This is a genomic window from Ruegeria sp. AL7 (assembly GCF_056536105.1).
In genome coordinates this window covers 1,633,754-1,655,743 of sequence record NZ_JBQFJF010000001.1, presented here as the reverse complement: position 1 = coordinate 1,655,743, position 21,990 = coordinate 1,633,754, and the positions used below count along the sequence as shown (strand labels likewise).

Here is a 21,990-nt window from a genome sequence, read left to right as displayed (position 1 = left end):
ATTCATGGGGATTTGCGACACAAAGGTCGCCCCTGAACCGCAAGGGCGGTTTTTTCTGTCAGGTCCGGCGGTTTACCGCCTCGCGCCAGACCAGGATCAGCCCCCCGGTGAGAATCGTGATCGCACCAATCAGGCTGATCCGGTCGGGGATCACATCAAACACCGCAAAATCGTACAGCGCGGCAAAAATCAGTGTGGCATAGCTGATCGGGGCCACGAATGACGCGTCCGCACGTGCCATGCCGTTGATAAAACAAACCTGCGCGCAGGCCATCAGCAGGCCGATCCCCACCAGCGCAACCCATTGCTGCGGTGTCGGCATGTGAAACACAAAGCTGACCGCGACCGTGGCGATCACCAGCCCCATCGTGTTGTTGATCAGCAGAATCTGGATCGGGGCCTCGCGCCCCGACAGTTTCTTGATAAAGATCAGCTCCATCCCGATAAACGCAGCCGCAGCCAGCGCCAGAAGGGCGGCGGGTTGAAAACTTGCAGGTGTCGGGCGCAGCAGGATTACCGCACCCACAAAGGCCACGGCCGCCGCCAGCCAGCGCCACGGGCCGACGCGTTCCCCCAATAGCGGAATGGCCAGGACCATGCCAAAGACCGGGTTCAGAAAGGAGATCGCCGTCGCATCCGCCATCGGAATGAACGCAACAGACGCGAACATCAACGTCACCCCGGCCCAGCCAAAGCTGGTTCGCCCGACATGCAGCCCCCAATGGGGCCGCCCCAGCCGGGGACGAAGCACTGCGACCGCCGACAGGATGGCAAGCAGGGCAAACAGAAACCGCCCGTGACTGATTTGCATCGCGTGCAAGGGTGGCCCGAGTGTATCCGTCCCCAAGGCCTTGGCCAACAGCGTCGTCGCCGCGATAAAGGCGGTCGCGACAAAGATCAGCCCTGCGGCCAAAGCAGGATTTTGCGCCTTCGGGGTGAACATGGGCGAAAGCGGTGCGCCAAAACGGGTGCCTTGGCAAGACGCAATTCTGCGCTCAGCGCAAAACCGGTGGGGCCGCCAGCGCCGCCTTGGCTTGTTTGAGGCTGTCCAGAAACCGCTCTGCCCGCACAATCCGCGCTTCGACCTCGTCAATCCGGTCCTGCAAAAACGCCTCGCCGTCAAAGCTGTCGGGATCGGCGGCTTCCAACTGCCCCAGCAACATGACCAGTTCTGCAATGCTGATGCCTGCCGCCTGTGCATCGGCTACCTGTTCCAGCGTGATCAGCGCGTCTTCGGGATAGTCGCGATAGCTGTTTGTGTTGTCCGGCCCCGGGCCTGACCGGATCAGCCCTTGGCGTTCATAAAACCTCAGCGTGTCACGGCTCAGCCCGCTGCGCCGCGCAAGTTCCCCGATCCGCATGTTTCAAAACCGTTGACTCAACTCCATGGTTTTGATCCTATGTCAGACAGTCATTCTCTGCAAGGACATGCACCATGGGTCCCAAATGCCAAAGTTGCGGCATGCCGCTGTCAAAAGATCCCCAGGGCGGCGGGTCCGAAGCTGACGGCGGGCGCAGCACGCGTTACTGCTCGCTGTGTTACGAAAACGGTGCGTTCCGCCACCCCGACGCTTCGCTGGAAGAGTTTCAGTCTCATTGCGTCGATGCCCTCGTCGCCAAAGGCATGCCCCGCATCCTTGCCTGGGCTTTCACCCGCGGTATGGGCAAGCTCGACCGCTGGCGCTCGGCGGGATGATCCGGCGGCAATTTTGACCCTGCGGCAATAATAGGGTTTTCAGGCTGTCTTTTCACGTCTATAGAGCGGCCATGATCAAACGCGCACATATCCAGTTGCTCCGACGCCGACGCCTCTCTGCGTAATCGGCCTGTTTGATCCCATGTGCCTGCCAAATTGGCACAAATCTCACCAAATCTGTTGACGAACCGGGCCTTCGTGTATCACTCACGAGGCTCAAACGACCCGAAAAGGATGATCCCATGATCCCGTCCGTTCTGCCGACCTATAACCGCGCGCCCCTGTCATTTGTAAAGGGCGAAGGCGCCTGGCTGACCGAGGCGGATGGCCGACGTTTTCTGGACCTCGGCGCAGGGATCGCGGTGAACGCGCTGGGCCACGCCCATCCGGCGCTGGTGGCCGCACTGACGGAACAGGCCCATGCGCTGTGGCATGTCTCGAACCTCTACAACATCCCGCAACAGCAGGCGCTGGCAGACAAGCTGGTCGAACACACCTTTGCGGATACGGTATTCTTTACGAATTCCGGTACCGAAGCCTGTGAACTGGCCGTGAAAATGGCCCGCAAGTATTTCTATGACAAAGACCAGCCCGAACGGGTTGAGATCATCACCTTCGATGGCTCCTTCCATGGCCGGTCGTCGGCGGGCATCGCTGCGGCCGGGTCCGAGAAGATGACCAAAGGCTTTGGCCCGCTTTTGCCGGGCTTTGTCCACGTCACCTTTGGCGATCTCGACGGTGTCACCGACGTCATCACGGAAAATACCGCAGCCATCCTGATCGAACCGATTCAGGGCGAGGGTGGCATCCGCCCCGTACCCGATGCCGAACTCAAGGCCCTGCGCGCCATTTGCGACGAACACGGTCTACTGCTGATCCTGGACGAGGTGCAATGCGGCGTCGGTCGGACCGGCAGGCTCTTCGCCCATGAATGGGCCGGGATCACCCCGGATATCATGATGGTCGCCAAAGGCATCGGCGGTGGTTTCCCCCTCGGCGCTGTGCTGGCAACCGAAGATGCGGCGTCCGGTATGACCGCAGGCACGCATGGCTCCACCTATGGCGGCAACCCGCTGGGCTGCGCCGTGGGCTGTGCGGTGATCGATCAGGTCGCCACACCCGCCTTTCTCGAAGGTGTCAACCGCAAGGCTGGCCTGTTGCGCCAGAAACTCGAAGGCCTGGTCGCCGATCACCCCGAGGTCTTCGAAGAGGTGCGCGGATCGGGCCTGATGCTCGGCCTGAAATGCAAGGCGCCGAATATTGATGTGGTCAATGCGGGCTATGACAATCTGGTCATCACCGTCCCCGCCGCCGACAACGTCATCCGCCTGCTGCCCCCCCTGACCCTGACCGAGGATGACATCGCCCAGGCCATGATCCGCCTCGAAAAGGCCGCCAATCAGATCGAAACCCAGCTCGCAACTGCCTGAGCTTCATCTTTTCCCAAATACTCCGGGGGTGTGGGGGCTGGCCCCCACCGCCCGACCAGCCAAAAGCGAAGCGATATGAACCATTTTCTCGATATCCACAAAACTGATGCCACCGCGCTGCGGTCCATGATCGATCAGGCGGGCGCGATGAAACTGGCGCGTCTGGGCCGCCCCAAGGCCGCCCCTGACGACGAACAGCCGCTGAAAGACCGTATGGTCGCGCTGATCTTCGAAAAGCCCTCGACCCGGACGCGCGTGTCCTTTGACGTGGGTGTGCGCCAGATGGGTGGCCAGACCATGGTGCTGTCGGGCAAGGACATGCAGCTGGGTCACGGCGAAACCATTGCCGATACCGCCCGTGTGCTGTCGCGCTATGTCGACATGATCATGATCCGCACCTTCGATGAAACCATCCTGACCGAAATGGCCGAGTATTCCGACGTGCCCGTCATCAACGGCCTGACCGACCGCACCCATCCCTGCCAGATCATGGCCGATGTTTTGACGTTCGAGGAACACCGCGGCCCCATTGCGGGCAAGAAAGTGGTCTGGACCGGCGATGGCAACAATGTCTGCGCCTCCTTCCTGCACGCCGCCGGTCAATTCGGCTTCGATCTGACCTTCTCCGGCCCGGCCCAGCTTGATCCGGAAGAAGAGTTCATGGGGTTTGCCCGCCAGAAGGGGTCCAGAGTCGTCATCGAACGGGACCCGCACAAAGCGGTCGAGGGCGCTGATCTGGTGGTGGCCGACACCTGGGTTTCGATGCATGACAGCCAATCCGCCAAGGAACGCCGCCACAACATGCTGCGCCCCTATCAGGTCAACGCGGAACTCATGTCACATGCCAAACCCGACGCGCTGTTCATGCACTGTCTGCCCGCGCATCGTGAGGAAGAAGCAACCTCCGAGGTCATGGACGGCCCGAACTCGGTCATCTTCGATGAGGCCGAAAACCGCCTGCACGCACAAAAGGCCGTAATGCGCTGGTGTCTTGGCGTTTAGGATCAACTTGCAGTTTCGAGAGGGCCATCAGGCTCTCTCATGACCTCCGGAGCATTCAATGCCTCACGTCACGCTGGAATTTTCCAAATCTCTGGACGACACTCATGATTTCCAGATGATATGCGAGCGGCTGCATACTGTTCTCGCAAAACATGATGAAATCGACGCCTCAGCGCTCAAGATCCGCGCCGCACCAATTGCCTATTCCTTCATCGGCACGCAACCGCAGACCTTCGTGCATGCCACGCTGCTGTTGATGCGCGGCCGGGATGAGGCCACACGGGCCGAGCTTAACGCCATCATTCTGGACGTTCTGGCCCAGACCATGCCCGAGGTCGGCAGCATCACCGTGCAGGATGTCGAGATGACCCGCGCCACCTATGCAAAGCGCCTGGCAGGTTGATGGCGCGGGTACTCTCCGGGTCCGTCAGCCGTGTATCGGCGCGTTGTTGATCGCGCTGAGGTCTTCCATGATATCAAAGACATGATCCGAGGTCACTGCGACCCCGATGGCCTCAAGGCGTTTCAGGTGCATCGCCTTGTAGGTCTCCAGACTGGCGCGATCGCGAAACAGATAGGTCGATCCGAAATGGTTCGTGCCTTCTTCGACAGTCCAGATCTTCCAGACGACACCGGGTTCCTGGGCGATGCTTTCAGCCAGTTCCTTTGTTCCGGCCAGAAACTCTGCGGTTACGGGTCCGTCATAGGCCAGATGCAGATCCCAGATTTTCATCGTACTCATGGTCAAATGCTCCACGTTCAGGGGGGTAGGGGGTGTGATCAGCGGTTCTTGCCAAGCTGCACAAAGCTCAGAATGGCAAGCAGCGCAAAGAAGATGGGGTCGGACCAGCCAAAGCCGGTGAACACCCCGGTCAGACAGGCATAAAGCGTGATGACAACGCCCAATATGTTGGTCCCCATCAGACCTTTCAGGATGTTCTGTGCCGTCTCGGTACCGGTTTCAGTGTTTCGAAACAGGAAGCTGATTAGGCCGATGCCACCCAGAAAGATCGCATTATGCTGCGACAGAAACACGGCATACCGATCGTTCAGTTGCAGTCCATAATTGGGCCAAAGGATGGTTGGCGCAAATAAAAGCGCCAATGCGAAAAACATGTAGATCACACCATGCGCGGTCAGGAAGGTTTTGTTGGTCATGTCTCGCCTTTCTGTGGTTGGGGCAGCTTTTTGCGAAGCTGGTTGAGCGTTCTGATTGTCTCGCGTCTGGTTTCGGTGCTCAGGCGTCCGAATATCTGCTCCAGCGCCTGATTGTGGACGGGCATGAACGCGGCCACTTTCTGTTTTCCGGCTTCTGTCAGGCGTAAAACGCGGGCGCGCTTGTCGGTTTCATCAACGGTCTTCTCCACCAGACCGGCCTGAATCAGGTTTTTGACGACAACATCCAGATTGCCGGATGTGGACAGCGTCAGGCGCAACAGGTCATTGATCGACAGCGCACCTTTGGTGTTCAGGGTCTCCAGCGCATCCCACTGAGGTGCCGTCAGCCCCCCGGCGCGAAACACCGGCCCCATGGCACGCATGAACAACTGCTGGCTGCGCAACAGGGCCAATACCAGGGCCTGGTTTTCTCGGTCTTGGGTCTCGTGTGTCATGGCTGTCATTTATCCCTAGTTAGGGGTAATGTCAAGATGCACCCACACGTGCGAATGCTGCAAATATGCACGTCCCCCGTGCAAGGCTGCACTGACGCCGGGCCCGGGCCTGCATATATTTTGACTTAGCGAATGCAGACCTGCTTTGGATGATCAAAAAGGCCGAGGATACGAATGTGAGCTGGAACCCGTCCCACACCACCGACGCAGCTGAAAACGGCGCGCTGGAAACACTCATCATTCCCCGCGCCCGCGATCTGGGCGGGTTCGAGGTGCGCCGCGCGCTGCCCTCGGTCAAACGCCAACTGGTTGGCCCATTCATCTTCTTCGATCAGGTCGGCCCGGCAGAATTCGTCACCGAAGGCGGCATTGACGTGCGACCGCACCCGCATATCGGGCTGGGAACCGTCACTTACCTCTATCAGGGCGAATTCGAACATCGCGACAGCCTCGGCACTCACCAGATGATTTACCCCGGCGAGGTCAACTGGATGGTTGCAGGCCGTGGCGTGACCCATTCCGAGCGCACCAGCGAAGAAACGCGCGGCAAAGGCCACAAGCTGTTCGGCATTCAGACCTGGCTTGCCCTGCCCGAAGCGCAGGAGGATATGGCCCCCGAGTTCGAACACCACAAGCAAGGCGCGCTGCCCCATATCCAAGACAAGGGCGTCAGCGCACGGCTGATCCTCGGCAACGCTTATGGCGAAACCAGCCCCGTGACGATGCTGTCCGAGACCTTCTATCTGGATGTTCAGCTTGCCCCCGGCGCGTCCTTCCCGCTGCCCGACGACCACGAGGATCGCGGTGTCTATGTCACGCAAGGATCGATCGAGATTGCAGGCGACATGTTCGACGAAGGCCGCATGATGGTGTTCCGCCCCGGTGACAGGCTATCGGCCCGGGCAGGCCCGCAGGGCGCGCGGCTGATGCTGCTGGGCGGCGCGACCCTGAATAAGGATCGCTATATCTGGTGGAACTTCGTCTCATCCTCGAAAGAAAAGATCGAGACGGCGATTCATGAGTGGAAAAGCGCCGATTGGGTCAATGGCGCCTTCCACCTTCCGGCAGGGGATGACCGCGAATTTATCGCCATTTCAGAACAGTTTGAGCATACTAAGCCCCGGCTGGCCCGCCCGCGTACGGCGTCGGGGCCGGGTGGGCTTGTGTAACCGTCCGTTTGCGGTGATCCTTTCTGGTATACCAGAGGGGGTATCATGAAACTTGTCATCGCAGGCGCGGGCAGCATCGGCTGCTACTGCGGCGGTTTACTGGCCCGCTCAGGGCATGCGGTGACCTTGCTGGGGCGTGCCCGTGTACTGGACCCGATCCGCGAACATGGGCTGGCGGTCACGGATTACGATGGCCTCAATGCCCATGTTGCGGCGGAAGCCCTGACACTCAGCACCGATCCTGCCTGCCTGGATCAAGCCGAGCTGGTCATTGTCACCGTCAAATCCGGGGCGACGGCGGATATGGCCGGTCACATCGCGGACGCCGCCTGTCGGGACGCGCCCGTCCTGTCCTGGCAAAACGGGATCGAGAATGCGGCAACCCTGCGCAAGGCGCTGCCCGGTCGGGATGTGCGCGCGGGCATGGTCCCCTTCAACGTGGTCCCGAACGGCCCCGCCACCTATCACCGGGCCACATCAGGCGAAATTGTCATCCAGAACGGCCCCGGCGATCTGGCCACCGCCCTCAGCAGCCCGGACCTGCCCGTTATCGCAACTGACCGGATCGAGGCGGTGCAATGGGGCAAGCTGGTGATCAATCTGAACAATGCGCTGAACGCGCTGTCGGGCCTGCCGCTTGTGGATCAGCTGCTCAGCCGTGACTGGCGCAACCTCATGGCCGACCAGATGGCCGAGGCGCTGTTGGTTCTCAAATCGGCCGGGCATCCGGTGGCCTCGACAACGCCGCTTCCGGCGTGGATGACGCCGCATATCCTGCGCCTGCCGACACCCTTGTTCAGCCGGATCGCAGCGCGGATGCTCACCATTGACCCGACCGCCCGGACCTCGATGGCCTATGACCTGATGGCCGAGCGGCAAACGGAAATCGACAGCCTTCAGGGCCATATCATTCGGCTGGGGCATGAAACCGGGGTGCCCACCCCCCTTTGCACAAAAGTGTCAGACCTGATCAAACACGCGCCAGATCATCCGTTGTCCCCGGAACAGATCAGGCTCTGATCGCGGTCGTCAGACGAATCTGGTCAATGTCCAGAAAATCACGGCCGACATGGCGGCTGCGGCAGGCACGGTCACGACCCAGGCCGCAACGATCGTCATGAAATGCGACCGCCGCACCAGCTTGCGCCGCCGGTATTCTTCCGGGGCCAGCTTCTGGGCCGTCGCGTTTCGCCCATTGTTCTGTTTCCGCCTGCGATCCGACTGCCACTCACGATAGAACCCGACGCCGAAAATTGCGCCAACGGCGATATGCGTGGAACTGACCGGCAGGCCCAGCCAGCTGGCGACAATGACCGTGATCGCCGCTGACAGCGCCACGCAAAACGCCCGCATCGGGTTCAGCTTGGTGATCTGGCTGCCGACCATCCGGATCAGCTTGGGCCCGAACAGGAACAGGCCGAACGATATCCCGAACGCGCCGATGATCATCACCCATAACGGGATCGAAACCTTTTGGGCGAAATCCCCGAACTCCGCCGCGTGAACAATCGCTGCAAGGGGGCCGACCGCGTTGGCCACATCATTGGCGCCATGGGCAAAACTCAGAAACGCGGCCGATATCACCAATGGCAGGCCAAACAGGGTTTTCAGCGACCGGGTCCGGTTCTCCAGCCCCTCGGACTTGCGACGCACCCAGGGAACCGTCAGCGCCCAGACCAGCACACCGCTGCCCAGACCGATCAGCAGCGCCACCTCCAATTCGATTTTCACGATCCGCTTCAGACCCTTGACCGACAGGTAGGTGGCGAACGCTGCCGCCATCACCGCCACAAGGATCGGCACCCAACGCCGCGCGGCGGCGATCTTGTCGTCCTGATACTGGATCTTGGTCTTGATCAGCGCCAGGAATGCCGCCGCAATCACGCCGCCTAGAACCGGGGATATCACCCAGCTGGCCGCAATCGCGCCCATCGTGCCCCAGCTCACCGCGCTCAGACCGGCAGCGGCAATCCCCGCGCCCATGACCCCGCCCACAACCGAATGTGTTGTCGACACCGGCGCACCGATCCAGGTCGCCAGATTGACCCACATGGCGGACGAGATCAGCGCCGCCATCATGGCCCAGATGAACACGTTGCTGTTCTGCACCGAGGCCGGGTCGATGATCCCCTTCGAGATGGTCGAGACCACATCGCCCCCCGCAAGCAAAGCGCCCGCGCTTTCGGCAACGGCGGCGATCACGATGGCACCGCCCATGGTCAGCGCGTTCGCACCCACCGCGGGACCCATGTTGTTGGCCACGTCATTGGCACCGATGTTGATCGCCATATAGGCTCCGAACGCGGCGGCAGCCACGACGATATAGGTGCCGTCGGCCCGACCGAACAGCACCGCCGCCATCAATCCGGAAAGCACCATGAACGCCAGTGCAATTCCCGGCGCCAGCAGCGGGCGGGCGACATGAAGATTGGCGATTTCTACGCGCGAGATGCGTTGCAGGTCGCTGTCAAGCGACTGCCAGCGCGGTTTTGAATTTGTGTCAGACATGGGCTTGGTCAAAGTTTCGCAGATCGCCCGCAGCTAACGGTTTCCCGGTTCAGGGGCAAGCGCGCAGCCATCAAATTGTTGCGAAACGGCTACATCTGTCGCAGCAGCGCCTGCAACTCGGGCTCCTGCACCCGTTTGGCGGCTTCTGCCGGTGAAAACCACTGACGTTTGCGCTTATCCACTTCGGGAAAATCATCGGCAAGTTCTCGCACGGAAACCCGGTAGACGCGGGTCAGGACCGACTGTGCCGATCCCCCCTTGAAGATCTTGTCATAGGTGAATTGGCCGATGGGCTCCTTGTCGACCGCTTCTGCACGCACGCCAGCCTCTTCCCACGCCTCCAGCAGGGCCGTCTCCAACCCGTCCAGACCATTGACAGGCCAGCCCTTCGGGATGATCCAGCGCCCGGTTTCGCGGCTGGTGATCAGCAGAACCTCGTCCTGATCCTCATGCCTGCGTGTACACAGGGCCGCAAACTGCACCCTTTGGGGACGCAGGAACAAGGGGCGTCCGACCTCTTCCCAGATATTTCGCAGCCAAGCACTCATGAGATGTTCTTCAAATCCTGTTTCTGTCTTCGAAACCTGTGTGACGTAACAACAATAATGCCAGACTTCAATGAAATGTCCGCTTATTTCTGATTATGACCGGTTCTTCGGTCAATTTACTGTGATTTGTGAGATTTCGTGCAACAGCCCCGAAAGCCTGAGCCGCTTGCCGGAAGCAACGCGGCAATGGGTCTATTCCTGCCTGCGTTTGGCCCTCAGCGTCGGGTCGGCCTGTGTCGGGTCTTCGGGCCATGGATGTTTGGGGTATTGCGCCCGCATATCCTTGCGCACATCCGCATAAGACCCGGCCCAGAACCCCGGCAGATCGCGGGTAATCTGGATCGGGCGCTGCGCCGGGGACAGCAGCGTAATCTTCAGGGGCTGTCCGCCAACCACCGGATGCCGGGTCACGCCGAACAGCTCCTGCAACCGAACCGAGATTTCGGGGACCGCCGCGCCATAATCGATTGGTACCTTGCGCCCCAGGGGTGTTTCAAACGATCCCGGTGCGCGCCGGTCCAGTTCCTGGGACTGGGTCCAGTCCAGCCGCGCGCGCAAGGCGGGCAGCGGGTCGAACCGTTTCCAGTCCTCCGCGCTTTTGACACCGGACAGCATCGGCAACAGCCAGTCGTCCAGCTCGGCCATCAGACCCTCGACCGAAAAGTCGGGCAGGTCCACCCCGTCGGCGCGCACCAGTTCCACCCGCGCGGCCAGCCGTGCGGTGGCCCCGTCCAGCCGCAACCCCAGATCGCGCACCCCGTCCAGCATCGCGCGCGCCACGGCGTTGTCCGGAACATCCTTCCAGATGCGGTCGTCCAGCGTGATCGCTCCGAACCGCTCCTGCTGCCGGGACACGACCCGCCGTTCGCGTTTCGACCAGGCGCAAACCTCGACCCAATCGATCTGATCGGCGAACAGTTCGCGGATCTCGCGTTCCGAAATCTGGGTGGCCATCCGCACCTTTGCCTCGCGCGGGTTGCCATCGGTGTCAGTGACAACCAGAAAAGGCGCGGCGGCCAGTGAATCGCCGCTGTCCAGCACGACACCTTTGCCCCCCGACAACACATAACGCGGCGCATCGCCCTTGCGCCGCTGTCCGATACGATCGGGATAGGCGAGGGCGGCCATGGCAGCAGCGCTCAGATCATCCGTCTTGCTTCCGGCCTGTTTCCTCAACCGCTTGGCCTCGGCATTGATCCGATCCACGGCGCCCATGTTCACCTGCCAGACCCGGTTGCGCTGAAAGGTGCGCACATCCCGCTGTGCCTCTTGCCGCAAGGCGATATCCACCGGCGCGCCGCGCAGGGGGTCGCGCTCGGCCATCAAGGCGGCCAAAGGCGCGGCACTCGGTCCGGCCCGCACCAGCATATGCCCCAGCCGGGGATGCAACGGCAGCGCCGCCAGCGCCCGCCCGTGTTCGGTGATCCGCCCCTTGCCGTCCAGCGCGCCCAGCATCGCCAGAAGCGCGCGCGCCTCGACCATCGCGCCTTCGGGTGGCGGGGTCAGAAAGGCCAGATCGGCGGCATCCGCGCCCCACAGCGCCAGCTCCAGCGCCAGCCCGGTCAAATCGGCGGCTTCGATCTCGGCAGGCGGGTACGCGGCCAGCGCGCCATCCTCCCCCTTTGACCACAGCCGGTAACACAGCCCCTCGGCCACACGGCCCGCACGACCTGCGCGTTGCGTGGCCTCGGCCCGTGTTACCCGCTCGGTCACCAGCCGGGACATGCCCGAGCCCGGATCGAACCGCGCCCGCCGCGCTTGCCCCATATCCACCACCACCCGGATATCGGGGATCGTCAGCGAGGTTTCGGCAATCGACGTCGCCAGCACCACCTTGCGTCCGGTCTCAACCGGGGCAATCGCCGCGCGCTGGGCCGCAAAGGGCATGGCCCCGAACAGCGGGCGCACCGTGCAATTGGCGGGCAGGCGTCCGGTCAAGGCTGCCTCAGCCCGCCGGATTTCACCCTCACCGGGCAGAAACACCAAGATCCCGCCACCGGTGGAGCGGGTCTCGCGCTCGGCCTCAACGACCAGATCGACCAATGCATCCAGCCGCCGCGCCTGTGGCCCCAACGGCCGATCCAGCCAGCGCATCTCGACGGGATAACTCCGCCCTTCCGACGTAACCAGCGGCGCGGCCATCAGGTGCCCCACCGGGTCCGCGTCCAATGTGGCCGACATGGCCAGCAGAATCAGATCGTCCCGCAACGCGCCCGTGACCTCAAGGCACAGCGCCAAGCCCAGATCCGCGTTGAGTGAGCGTTCGTGGAATTCATCAAAGATCACCGCGCCGATGCCCGGCAGGTCAGGGTCCGATTGCAGCATCCGGGTCAGAATGCCCTCGGTCACCACCTCGATCCTTGTGTCTTTTGACACTTTCGCATCGCCCCGCACGCGGTAGCCAACACTCTGGCCCGCGCGCTCTCCCAGCGTCTCTGCCATCCGCTCTGCCGCGGCCCGTGCCGCCAGCCGCCGCGGCTCCAGCATCACGATCCTGCCGCCGCACAGACCCGCCTCCAGCATCGCCAGCGGAACCCGCGTGGTCTTGCCCGCACCAGGCGGCGCTTGCAGCACGGCCCGCCCCTGCGCGCGCAGGGTGTCCAGCAGGCCGGGTATGGCATCGTCTATGGGCAGGCGTAGGGTCATCCGGCCCTTATCCGCGATCCCGCGGGTGGCGTCCAGTTTCCGCGCTCAAATCGGCAAATCGCCCCGCACGAAATGACGCAGGCTGCGCGATCTTCGCACTTCCCGCCGCCTCCGGTCTGGACAAACGCCCCCCAAGCACGGCAACTGTTCCTGCCTCTAGGAACGGACGAGAATGCAGACAGACAGCCTGAGCGACAGAATTCTGAAGGGCGAGCGCCGGGCGCTGGCGCGTGCGATCACCCTTGTTGAAAGCAACCGCGCCGATCACCGGGCACAGGCCAGCGACCTTCTGGCACAGCTTGCCGGTTCGGGGCGTCAGGCGCTGCGTATCGGTCTGTCAGGCACGCCCGGTGTGGGCAAGTCCACCTTCATCGAAAGCTTTGGCATGATGCTGACCGGGCAGGGGCTGCGCGTCGCGGTTCTGGCGGTCGACCCCAGCTCGGCCCGCTCGGGCGGCTCGATCCTGGGCGACAAGACCCGGATGGAACGCCTGAGCCGCGAGCAGAACGCCTTCATCCGCCCTTCTCCCAGCCAGAGCCACCTTGGCGGCGTCGCCCGCCGCACCCGCGAGGCCATCGCCCTGTGCGAGGCCGCAGGCTATGACGTGGTGCTGATCGAAACCGTGGGCGTGGGGCAGTCGGAAACGGTGGTGTCCGAACTGTCTGACCTGTTTCTGCTGCTGCTGGCCCCGGCGGGCGGTGACGAGTTGCAGGGCGTTAAGCGCGGCATCATGGAAATGGCCGATATCATTCTGGTCAACAAGGCCGATGGCGACCTGAAAGCTACCGCCACCCGCACCTGCGCGGATTATGCCGGTGCCCTGCGGCTGTTGCGCAAACGCCCGCAGGATCCCGAAGGTTTCCCCAAGGCGATGACCGTTTCCGCTGTCGAAGAACACGGGCTGGAACAGGCCTGGGACGAAATGCAAACCCTGACCCAATGGCGCCGCGACACCGGTATCTGGGAGGCAAACCGCGCCGCCCAGGCCCGCTACTGGTTCGATCAGGAGGTCCGCCACGCCCTTCTCGCCCGCCTCGACACACCGCAGGCCCGCGCCGAGATGGAGCGCCTGAACGACGAAGTCTCGCAAGGGCGACTCAGCCCGGCGGTCGCTGCCGGTCAGCTTCTGGACACGCTCGGCTGAAGGGCCGTCATGGCCGTTTCACCTTTTGCCAAATACTCTTGCCAACGGCATGGCCCATCCGGGCCATTCCTGCATGGCAGGCAAATTGAAAGATTTCGCGCAGCCCGTCTTGACCCCCCGCGCGATTCCCACTACACGCATCCAACCAGTTTTCGGGCGCGACTTCGGGTTGCGCCCCTTGTGATTTGGCCGCGGGTATCCAGCCCGGCCTCCAGAAACAAAGGAAGAAACCATGTCGCGCCGTTGCGAACTGACCGGAAAAGGCCCGATGACTGGCAACAATGTCAGCCACGCCAAAAACAGAACTCGTCGTCGTTTTCTGCCGAACCTGAATGACGTTACCCTACAGTCCGAAACTCTGGGCCGTGGCGTCAAGCTGCGCATCTCGGCGGCTGCGCTGCGTTCGGTTGACCACCGCGGTGGTCTGGACGCGTTCCTAGCCAAAGCCAAGGATGATGAGCTGTCGGCAAACGCTCTGAAAGTGAAGAAAGAAATCGCCAAGGCGCAAGCTTCGGCCTAAGGTCTTTCAACCAACAGAATTTCAGGCCCTGCACCCTCTCGGTGCGGGGCCTTTTCTGTTGGGCCAGCCCCTTTCGGCCCCCATTGTTCTCAATCTGGAACTAATTTTTCGCCATTGGTGAACTTCTTCACATACAGGATTGCGAATCTGACCTAACGTCACTGTCATTCATCAGGCGGGGGCCACATTATGACGTTAAAAAGTTTTTATCTTTTCCTGTTTCTGGCCGCGGTATTCCGCAAGGCGATTGCAACCTGCACGCGGATGCAGCGCTGGGTGAACCGGTCCCATACCAGCTTCACCACAGACAGGGTGAAAAGACCCGGACTGGATTATTGAAAATCAGCTTCAAGCGCGACCCTTTGGCGCTTGAAGCTTTTCCCGCTGCTGACCTATAGCTGGGTCAGGATGAGACCTGTTGTTACCAGATTTCTGCCTTATGCGCTGTCCCTGCTGCTGGTTCTGACCGGGCAGGGGCTGGCCATGTCGCGCGGCATGGACAAGGCCGTGGGCCAGATGGTGCTGTGTACGGGCACCGGTCCGGTCGTCGTCTATATGGACGAAAACGGGCAACCGACTGTACCGCCGCATTATTGCCCGGACTACGCGATATCCCTGCTGGGGGCCGTTGCAGTTGCCGAACCGGCACTGCCAGCCGCACCGGAACAGGCGCAGCCGTCACCGCTGCGGCATCTGGGCAACCAGATCGCCCTGCCGGTTCCCGCAACCCCGGCCCGCGCGCCTCCTGTCAGCGTTTGAAACCCACCCTTTTCAAACCTTTATACAGGAGAGGCACGATGTCCCTCAAAACCACTCTGCTTGCAACTCTGGCCGCCGTGTCGCTGGCCATCCCCGCCTTTGCCGAAGGCCCCATCAAGGTTGACGACGCCTATGCCCGCTCCTCGGGCAAGACCGCCATCGCCGGAGCCGCGTTCATGATGATCCACAATCAGGGCGACGCCGATGACCGGCTGATCGGTGCAACCTCGGACGCGGCAGCGCGTGTGGAATTGCACACCCACAAGGTCGATGAAAACGGCGTAGCCAAGATGGTGCATGTCGAAGAAGGCTTTGCCATTCCGGCCGGTGAAACCCACATGCTGAAACGTGGCGGCGACCATGTGATGTTCATGGGGCTGACGGCCCCGTTCGAACAGGACGCCATGGTGCCGGTCACGCTGATCTTTGAAAAGGCAGGCGAGGTCGAGATCGAGATTCCCGTCGATCTGGAACGTCAGGACAAAGGCGGCCACGGATCACATTCGAACTAGGGCAGCGCCTGTCTTCGGGCCGCGCTGCGGCCCTCATCCATGCGTCAGGCCGGGCTTTGCCCGGCCTGATTTCCATGCGGCTGCGGATAGAGCTACTTGTTGATGGTTTTCATACCGACGCGGTCGCCCGCCTGCCGAAACCGAGAGGCCAGCCAGAACATCACAGCGGCCATGGCCAGCGCCGAGAATGCGATACCCCATCCCAGCGCAACCAGCGCCACCGCCGGCCAGATCATCAGGACAAGCCCGACGACAAGCGCGACAAATCCCGAGACGCGCATGGAACCGCGTTGCGGGTCACTTGCATGCATCTGCCCGGCAGCCGCCAGGGATCCGATCCCGATGATCAGTGCCCATGCGCCCATGAGGAAAAACGCCAGTTTCACCGTGCCTTCCGGCCAGATCAGCAGGACAAGCCCGATCAGAAGCGCGCTGATCGCAGCACCTCCCAGCACCCCGCGACGACCAACACCCAAAAGCGTCAGCCCACCGTCGAGGATCAGCAACACACCGACCAGCCGCAGCAGCAGCGCGATGCTGCCAGACGGCCAGAACAGCGCTGCAATACCGACAAGCCCGGCCAGCACCCCGCGCAGCAGAAAAGTCCACCACAGGCTGGACAGCTGTTCCCCCAGCATGTCACGCCCGGCCATGCTGCCGTCATCCAGGATTTCACCGGTGCGGGGGTCTTGATCAGTCATGGCGTGTCCTCCAGTCGCTATCGCAGATAGTGTACACAAATTAAGCCAGCGTTGTCTGTAGCTTAAGAATATCCCGCAAGAAGCTGACCGACCCATCGCGGAACCGTTTCGGATGCCCTGCCGACAATGCGCTCATCAAAGCCCGACGGCCCGGGCGTCGGCTCCAGATTGATCTCGACCGTCCGCGCGCCCACCGCCTGCGCCTCGTGGACAAAGGCCGCCGCCGGATAGACCTGACCCGAGGTGCCGATGGCGGCAAAGATCGATGCGCTGGCAAGGTGGTCGTAGATGTCGTCCATGTAATAAGGCATCTCACCGAACCAGACCACATCGGGCCGGGCGGTGGGCTGGCCGCAGGCGGGGCAGGGCTCGGCGACGGCCATCTCGGGCGGGGCGGGCCAGCGATGATCACACCCGGAACACAGGGCACCCGCCAATGTGCCATGCATGTGGATGACACCCGTCGCACCGCCCGCTTCATGCAGGCTGTCGACGTTTTGGGTCACGATCACGACCTCTGCGGGCCAGCCCTGCTGCAACCGCGCCAGCGCCATGTGGGCCGCATTGGGCTGCACAGCGGCGGCCTGAACGCGGCGCGCATTGTAAAACCCCTGCACCAAGGCGGGATCGCGCGCAAAACCTTCGGGTGTGGCCACATCCTCGATCCGGTGCTGCGCCCACAGCCCGCCTTCGTCGCGGAAGGTGCTCAGCCCGCTTTCTGCCGAAATCCCGGCCCCGGTCAGAATGACGATCTTTCCCATATCCCCTCCGCGCGTTACACCTTGGCCATGACACACCGTATCCTCTTTGTCTGCCTGGGCAATATCTGCCGCTCTCCCGCGGCCGAAGGCGTCTTTCGCGCCCGCGCGCCGCATCATGCAACCGACAGCGCCGGAACCATGGGCTGGCACGCGGGCAATCCGCCCTATGGCCCGATGCAGAAGGCCGCAAACCGCAGAGGCGTCGACCTCGGCGACCTGCGCGCGCGCCAGTTCACCGCCGCGGATTTCGACCGGTTCGACCTGATCATCGGCATGGATGCCCAAAACATCGCCGATATCGAAGACCTGCGCCCACCGGGCAACGGCACACCGGTTCGCCTGTTAACGGATTTCGCCCCTCAGACCGGTGCCGATCACGTACCCGATCCGTATTACACGCGGGATTTCGACGGCGCGCTGGACCTGATCGAAGCCGCAGTTGACGGGCTTGCCGCCCATCTGGACACCTAGCCGCCGGTCACCCGCAACTGGCCGCTCAGCCAGGGCAGCTTGGCAACCGCCGGGTCCACGATCTGGTTCTGCATCAGACGCCGGGTCATGCCCGCAACCTCCTGCGGGACCTGATCGGACCACTCGGTGCGCGCCAGCAGCGATATGTTGCGCGAGAACTCCCCGAACGGGGCAGGGTGCGCCTCCAGCCCCTCATGGAACCGCGCCGCGCGCATGAAGCCCAGCGGCGTCGTGATGGCCCAGCCCAGACCCCGCGCCACCATGGCCATCAGCGCCATGTGCGAGCCGATCTCGAACCGTTCCTCGAACACCTGCGACCGGCGCGCCAGATGCGCCTCGATCTGGCGGCTGATCAGCTGCTCGCGGGCATAGCGCAGAAACGGCAGCCGCTCCTGCACGGCCTCGACGCCCCCCGATCCCTGTGGGGCCACCAGAATGAACGGATCGTGGACCAGCGGGTATTCGACCACCCCCTCCAGCACTTCGCCGCTATGGGCGGTGACCGCCATATGCAGGCGCTGCTCGGCCAGCGCCTCGAACAGATCAAGGCTCGACAGGGTGATCAGCTTGAATTTCGACCGGGTCAGGCTGTCGGCCAGCAAGGTGGCCAGCCGCGGCGTCAGATCATTGTCGAAATCGTCGATCAGCCCGATCGACAGCGTGGTCAGATGGCCCAGATCCATGACCGACAGCTCGCTCTGGGCCATGTGCAGCTCGGACAGAACCGCCTCGGCCCGCGCAAGGAAACTGCGCCCCGCCTGCGTCAGCCGCATCGGTCGCCGCCCGTGATCGACCAGTTCGGTCCCCAGCGCGTTTTCCAGATTGCGCAATTGCTGCGAAACGGATGGCTGGCTGAGCCCCGTGATCTCGGCAGCCTGCGCCACCGATCCCGTCCGCGCCAATGCCTCGAACACTTCAAGGCCCCGCAGGGTCAGCCCTTTCATTACCATGCAATACACCTTTCGCTGCGCCTTTCTGGGACGCAGCGTGGATCAGGTCAAGCATTCTGAACGGGTTAGCTGCAGATCGCCTGCGCCATCTGGCCAAAGTTCTGGTACCGATCCCACAGCGCATCATCGCGCGCGGTTTTCGACATCTTCAACACCTGCGCCTGATGGGGGTCCTTGAACCATTTCGCCACGGTTTTCTGATCGCTGCGCGTCAACGCCTGATCCGCCACGCGCTGAATGCAGCTGCACCGGTCCCGCGTCGCCGCCGAGCGGTCCGACGCCATGCACGCCTGCCTGATCTGCGCCGCATCCGCGACCTGAGCCACCGCCGTCAGCGATGCCGCACAAAATGCGATAATGAGGAACTGTTTCATACTCGAGCCTCGTTTTTGCCTGCCCGGACGGGTCTTGCGCCCCTCTCGGTCTGCGGCGGAGTATGAATCAAACGGGCCCGCGGATCAATTGTTTTGACAGGCAAATCAAACGGTGTTGATTTGACGAGGACAAAAGCCGCGCATCGGGAAATGCCGGAAGCGAATTTGAGCGGCGAATACAAGGGGTAGGGCAGTGATTTCGATAAAAAAGCTGATTCTGTCAGCCGCAGTTTGGTTTTATCCAATGGTGGCTTTGTCGGAAGTGCCCTCTTTGCAAGGTCAAGACGCGCCGGAATTCAGAGAAGCGGTTCTAGCTTGGTTGGGTGGCGAAGATCTGGCTGCATTGCAAAGCCTTTCTGCTCAGGCCCAAAATGGAAACGCTGCAGCTCAAATATTGCTGGCGAACATCGCAAGTCGAAGTAGTTTTCATGCGCATGTGACGTCCGAAATGGATCGCAAGGATCGCATAGCTCTACTGCGAAAACCTGGTGGTCTGTCGGGCAAATCATGGCTAACGGAAGTGCAAAACTCCGAGCCTCTGGCCCTTGCCCTGCTACAAGTTGCCAAATTCGAGAATAAAGCTCCTGCGATTGCAGTGTTGGTCGAACTTGGTGAACCAATTACCGCGATGCTTGCAGCGCAATCTATGCTCTACGATGGTGAAGGGGCTGATTTGGTTGAGGTTTTGCAAGGCCTCGACCACAAACTACCCCAAGACGCCAGTGTCTTTTTGTTCTGGGCATTGTACCTGCAGAAACATAATTCGGAGGGTTCCAATCTGGGAGGTTCGGCATCGCTCGCTTGGCTGAATACTGGAGATGATCGCTTCTTATCTTCCGAACTAGCTTGGGGCCTATTTACTCCAAGAGAATTGATTAGTGACGCCGGCATCAGGGAAAAAGCAACGAAACTTAGCTCAGAGATAGTGGCCTGGACCCCCATTCGTAACTTTTGTAGCATTTACTGTGCGGATGAGGTCGCCGATTGTACGGTAACTGCTGCTGCGTTGCTCGCCTCACCTTATTCTCCAAGAAGCCCGCTACAGAGCTTGATCGCCAATGAAGACTATTGGTCGAGTGATCGCATTGAAGGCGACGTTGCGCGTTCAATTCTTGACATCCGGGATGTGGAGTTTGCTTCAGAGTATACGTACAATCAGTGCTTTACATCCAACATGCAGGCCCTTCAGCGAGCGCATTGGCCTTGAAACGGTGTTTCGCCGCAATGCAAGTTTATCTCCTGCATCAAGTTTGGTGCTAAGTACATTCCTTGAAGCGATTTGTATGCGATTGGCAATGAAGTTGTATTGGTCGCGGCAGATCATCTTGAACCATTGACCACAGCCCATTTCCGACGCATATCCCCACTCCATGACAGACCTCGCTCATATCCGCAATTTCTCCATCGTCGCGCATATCGACCATGGCAAATCCACCCTTGCTGACCGGCTCATCCAAGAGACCGGGACAGTGCAGGATCGTGACATGAAGGAACAGCTGCTCGACAGCATGGATATCGAGCGCGAGCGTGGCATTACCATCAAGGCCAACACCGTTCGGATCGACTATACCGCCGATAATGGCGAGACATATGTGCTGAACCTGATCGACACCCCCGGCCACGTGGATTTCGCCTACGAGGTCAGCCGGTCGATGCGCGCGGTCGAAGGCTCGCTGCTGGTTGTGGACAGCACCCAGGGGGTCGAGGCGCAGACGCTGGCCAACGTCTATCAGGCCATCGATGCCGATCACGAGATCGTGCCGGTGCTGAACAAGATCGACCTGCCCGCCTCCGATTGTGACCGCGTGGCCGAGCAGATCGAGGACGTGATCGGTATCGACGCAAGCGACGCCATCCGGGTCAGCGCCAAGACCGGGCAGGGCATCCACGAAACGCTGGAGGCGATCGTGCACAAACTGCCCGCGCCGCAGGGTACTCTGGACGCGCCGCTCAAGGCGATGCTGGTGGATTCGTGGTACGACGCCTATCTGGGCGTCATCGTTCTGGTCCGCATCATGGACGGCACGCTGAAAAAGGGGATGCGGGTCAAGTTCATGTCGAACGGCACTCTGCACCATGTCGACCGCGTCGGTGTCTTCCGCCCGGAAATGCAGATGATCGACAGCCTCGGCCCGGGTGAGATCGGGTTTCTCACCGCCTCGATCAAGCAGGTCCGCGACACCCGCGTCGGCGATACCATCACCAATGACCGCAACGGCACCGAAGTCGCACTGCCGGGCTTCAAACCCGCGCAGCCGGTGGTGTTCTGCGGCCTCTTCCCGGTGGATTCCGCCGAATTCGAAGACCTGCGCGACGCGATCGAAAAGCTGGCGCTGAACGACGCCTCATTCTCGTATGAAATGGAAACCTCGGCCGCGCTTGGCTTTGGCTTCCGCTGCGGCTTCCTGGGCCTTCTGCACCTCGAGGTCATCCGCGACCGGATCGAGCGTGAATATGATATCGACCTCATCACCACCGCGCCCAGCGTGATCTATCACGTCTACATGAAAGACGGTGAGATGATCGAGCTGCACAACCCCGCCGACATGCCCGACCTGTCCAAGGTCGACCATCTTGAGGAACCGCGCATCAAGGCGACCATTCTGGTGCCCGACGAATATCTCGGCGACGTGCTGAAACTCTGCCAGGACCGCCGCGGCATCCAGATGGACCTGACCTATGCGGGCCAGCGCGCCATGGTCGTCTATGACCTGCCCCTGAACGAGGTCGTCTTTGACTTCTACGACCGCCTGAAATCGGTGACCAAGGGTTATGCCAGCTTCGACTACCAGATGACCGGCTACCGTCAGGACGCGCTGGTCAAGATGTCGATCCTTGTGAATGACGAACCGGTCGATGCGCTGTCGACCATGGTTCACCGCGACCGGGCCGAGATGCGGGGCCGCGCGATGTGCGAAAAGCTCAAGGACCTGATCCCGCGCCACATGTTCAAAATCCCGATCCAGGCCGCCATCGGAGGCAAGGTCATCGCGCGCGAGACCCTCTCGGCCCTGCGCAAGGATGTGACCGCGAAGTGCTACGGAGGCGACGCCACGCGGAAACGCAAGCTGCTGGACAAGCAGAAGGCGGGTAAGAAGAAGATGCGTCAGTTCGGAAAGGTGGATATCCCGCAGGAGGCGTTTATCTCTGCGTTGAAGATGGACTCATAGACTAATTCTATCCGGA

General features: G+C 61.5%; 26 protein-coding genes. 14 read left to right on the top strand and 12 right to left on the bottom strand.

Going from position 1 to position 21,990, the window contains the following annotated elements; all coding sequences use genetic code 11:
• Positions 1–58: 58 nt before the first annotated feature.
• Together ACR3E2_RS08265 and ACR3E2_RS08260 are read right to left on the bottom strand one after the other, a co-directional pair.
• On the bottom strand, positions 59–943 hold the full coding sequence (locus ACR3E2_RS08265; RefSeq protein ID WP_480484535.1) for a DMT family transporter: 885 nt from the start codon (positions 941–943) through the stop codon (positions 59–61).
• 52 nt (positions 944–995) lie between these two features.
• The gene (locus ACR3E2_RS08260) at positions 996–1,361 is read right to left on the bottom strand and encodes a MerR family transcriptional regulator (RefSeq protein ID WP_209505680.1); all 366 of its coding nucleotides are present in this window, start codon (positions 1,359–1,361) and stop codon (positions 996–998) included.
• Positions 1,362–1,435: 74 nt separating this feature from the next.
• Between ACR3E2_RS08260 and ACR3E2_RS08255 the strand changes: the two genes are divergently transcribed.
• The 4 genes from ACR3E2_RS08255 (at position 1,436) to ACR3E2_RS08240 (ending at position 4,531) form a co-directional block, all read left to right on the top strand.
• Positions 1,436–1,696, top strand: coding sequence for a zinc ribbon domain-containing protein (locus ACR3E2_RS08255; protein WP_209598147.1), 261 nt, complete (start codon positions 1,436–1,438; stop codon positions 1,694–1,696).
• A 242-nt stretch (positions 1,697–1,938) separates the two neighbouring features.
• Entirely contained in the window at positions 1,939–3,126 is a 1,188-nt protein-coding gene (locus ACR3E2_RS08250; RefSeq protein WP_480484534.1) for an acetylornithine transaminase, read from the top strand.
• Positions 3,127–3,201: 75 nt separating this feature from the next.
• Complete coding sequence (gene argF / locus ACR3E2_RS08245) at positions 3,202–4,128, top strand: ornithine carbamoyltransferase (RefSeq protein WP_480484533.1); 927 nt, start codon at positions 3,202–3,204, stop codon at positions 4,126–4,128.
• 58 nt (positions 4,129–4,186) lie between these two features.
• Complete coding sequence (locus ACR3E2_RS08240) at positions 4,187–4,531, top strand: 5-carboxymethyl-2-hydroxymuconate Delta-isomerase (protein ID WP_480484532.1); 345 nt, start codon at positions 4,187–4,189, stop codon at positions 4,529–4,531.
• A gap of 24 nt (positions 4,532–4,555) precedes the next feature.
• On the opposite strand, the gene ACR3E2_RS08235 is transcribed toward ACR3E2_RS08240, so the two are convergent.
• From ACR3E2_RS08235 to ACR3E2_RS08225, 3 genes are read right to left on the bottom strand one after another with little or no spacing between them, the layout of a single operon-like run.
• Positions 4,556–4,870 carry a monooxygenase gene (locus ACR3E2_RS08235; RefSeq protein ID WP_480473648.1) on the bottom strand — a complete coding sequence of 105 codons (315 nt, stop codon included), beginning with the start codon at positions 4,868–4,870 and terminating at the stop codon, positions 4,556–4,558.
• 38 nt (positions 4,871–4,908) lie between these two features.
• Positions 4,909–5,286: a hypothetical protein gene (locus ACR3E2_RS08230; protein WP_480484531.1), complete on the bottom strand. Its 378-nt coding sequence runs from the start codon at positions 5,284–5,286 to the stop codon at positions 4,909–4,911.
• On the bottom strand, positions 5,283–5,741 hold the full coding sequence (locus ACR3E2_RS08225) for a MarR family winged helix-turn-helix transcriptional regulator (protein WP_480484530.1): 459 nt from the start codon (positions 5,739–5,741) through the stop codon (positions 5,283–5,285). The genes ACR3E2_RS08230 and ACR3E2_RS08225 overlap by 4 nt, the downstream gene beginning before the upstream one ends.
• Before the next feature lie 176 nt (positions 5,742–5,917).
• On the opposite strand from ACR3E2_RS08225, the gene ACR3E2_RS08220 reads away from it, so the two are divergent.
• Positions 5,918–6,910 (top strand): pirin family protein, encoded by a 993-nt coding sequence (locus ACR3E2_RS08220; protein WP_480484529.1) that lies wholly within the window; start codon positions 5,918–5,920, stop codon positions 6,908–6,910.
• Between the two features lie 45 nt (positions 6,911–6,955).
• Positions 6,956–7,930 (top strand): 2-dehydropantoate 2-reductase, encoded by a 975-nt coding sequence (locus ACR3E2_RS08215; RefSeq protein WP_480484528.1) that lies wholly within the window; start codon positions 6,956–6,958, stop codon positions 7,928–7,930.
• Positions 7,931–7,939: 9 nt separating this feature from the next.
• On the opposite strand, the gene ACR3E2_RS08210 is transcribed toward ACR3E2_RS08215, so the two are convergent.
• The 3 genes from ACR3E2_RS08210 to hrpB form a co-directional block, all read right to left on the bottom strand.
• Complete coding sequence (locus ACR3E2_RS08210) at positions 7,940–9,418, bottom strand: inorganic phosphate transporter (RefSeq protein ID WP_480484527.1); 1,479 nt, start codon at positions 9,416–9,418, stop codon at positions 7,940–7,942.
• An 89-nt stretch (positions 9,419–9,507) separates the two neighbouring features.
• Positions 9,508–9,966, bottom strand: a complete 459-nt coding sequence (locus ACR3E2_RS08205) for an NUDIX hydrolase (RefSeq protein WP_480473641.1) — start codon at positions 9,964–9,966, stop codon at positions 9,508–9,510.
• 192 nt (positions 9,967–10,158) lie between these two features.
• Positions 10,159–12,612, bottom strand: coding sequence for an ATP-dependent helicase HrpB (gene hrpB / locus ACR3E2_RS08200; protein ID WP_480484526.1), 2,454 nt, complete (start codon positions 12,610–12,612; stop codon positions 10,159–10,161).
• Between the two features lie 172 nt (positions 12,613–12,784).
• Here hrpB and meaB point away from each other — a divergent pair, with 172 nt between their 5' ends.
• The 5 genes from meaB to ACR3E2_RS08175 all read left to right on the top strand — a co-directional run bounded on the left by meaB (position 12,785) and on the right by ACR3E2_RS08175 (position 15,547).
• Positions 12,785–13,756, top strand: a complete 972-nt coding sequence (gene meaB / locus ACR3E2_RS08195; protein WP_209598140.1) for a methylmalonyl Co-A mutase-associated GTPase MeaB — start codon at positions 12,785–12,787, stop codon at positions 13,754–13,756.
• A gap of 232 nt (positions 13,757–13,988) precedes the next feature.
• Entirely contained in the window at positions 13,989–14,276 is a 288-nt protein-coding gene (gene rpmB, locus ACR3E2_RS08190; protein WP_008756960.1) for a 50S ribosomal protein L28, read from the top strand.
• Between the two features lie 189 nt (positions 14,277–14,465).
• Complete coding sequence (locus ACR3E2_RS08185) at positions 14,466–14,615, top strand: hypothetical protein (RefSeq protein WP_480484525.1); 150 nt, start codon at positions 14,466–14,468, stop codon at positions 14,613–14,615.
• Positions 14,616–14,645: 30 nt separating this feature from the next.
• On the top strand, positions 14,646–15,035 hold the full coding sequence (locus ACR3E2_RS08180) for a hypothetical protein (RefSeq protein WP_480492710.1): 390 nt from the start codon (positions 14,646–14,648) through the stop codon (positions 15,033–15,035).
• Positions 15,036–15,073: 38 nt separating this feature from the next.
• The gene (locus tag ACR3E2_RS08175; RefSeq protein WP_209505710.1) at positions 15,074–15,547 is read left to right on the top strand and encodes a copper chaperone PCu(A)C; all 474 of its coding nucleotides are present in this window, start codon (positions 15,074–15,076) and stop codon (positions 15,545–15,547) included.
• A 92-nt stretch (positions 15,548–15,639) separates the two neighbouring features.
• On the opposite strand, the gene ACR3E2_RS08170 is transcribed toward ACR3E2_RS08175, so the two are convergent.
• On the bottom strand, positions 15,640–16,248 hold the full coding sequence (locus ACR3E2_RS08170; RefSeq protein WP_480484523.1) for an HdeD family acid-resistance protein: 609 nt from the start codon (positions 16,246–16,248) through the stop codon (positions 15,640–15,642).
• A 62-nt stretch (positions 16,249–16,310) separates the two neighbouring features.
• Entirely contained in the window at positions 16,311–17,009 is a 699-nt protein-coding gene (locus ACR3E2_RS08165) for an NAD-dependent deacylase (RefSeq protein ID WP_480484522.1), read from the bottom strand.
• A 27-nt stretch (positions 17,010–17,036) separates the two neighbouring features.
• On the opposite strand from ACR3E2_RS08165, the gene ACR3E2_RS08160 reads away from it, so the two are divergent.
• Positions 17,037–17,480 (top strand): low molecular weight protein-tyrosine-phosphatase, encoded by a 444-nt coding sequence (locus ACR3E2_RS08160; protein WP_480484521.1) that lies wholly within the window; start codon positions 17,037–17,039, stop codon positions 17,478–17,480.
• Here the strand turns inward: ACR3E2_RS08160 and ACR3E2_RS08155 are convergent.
• Complete coding sequence (locus ACR3E2_RS08155; RefSeq protein WP_480484520.1) at positions 17,477–18,430, bottom strand: LysR family transcriptional regulator; 954 nt, start codon at positions 18,428–18,430, stop codon at positions 17,477–17,479. The genes ACR3E2_RS08160 and ACR3E2_RS08155 overlap by 4 nt on opposite strands.
• A 65-nt stretch (positions 18,431–18,495) precedes the next feature.
• On the bottom strand, positions 18,496–18,804 hold the full coding sequence (locus ACR3E2_RS08150) for a hypothetical protein (RefSeq protein ID WP_209598134.1): 309 nt from the start codon (positions 18,802–18,804) through the stop codon (positions 18,496–18,498).
• 193 nt (positions 18,805–18,997) lie between these two features.
• On the opposite strand from ACR3E2_RS08150, the gene ACR3E2_RS08145 reads away from it, so the two are divergent.
• Together ACR3E2_RS08145 and lepA are read left to right on the top strand one after the other, a co-directional pair.
• On the top strand, positions 18,998–20,011 hold the full coding sequence (locus ACR3E2_RS08145) for a hypothetical protein (protein WP_480484519.1): 1,014 nt from the start codon (positions 18,998–19,000) through the stop codon (positions 20,009–20,011).
• Between the two features lie 163 nt (positions 20,012–20,174).
• The gene (gene lepA, locus ACR3E2_RS08140; RefSeq protein WP_480484518.1) at positions 20,175–21,974 is read left to right on the top strand and encodes a translation elongation factor 4; all 1,800 of its coding nucleotides are present in this window, start codon (positions 20,175–20,177) and stop codon (positions 21,972–21,974) included.
• Positions 21,975–21,990 lie beyond the last annotated feature (16 nt).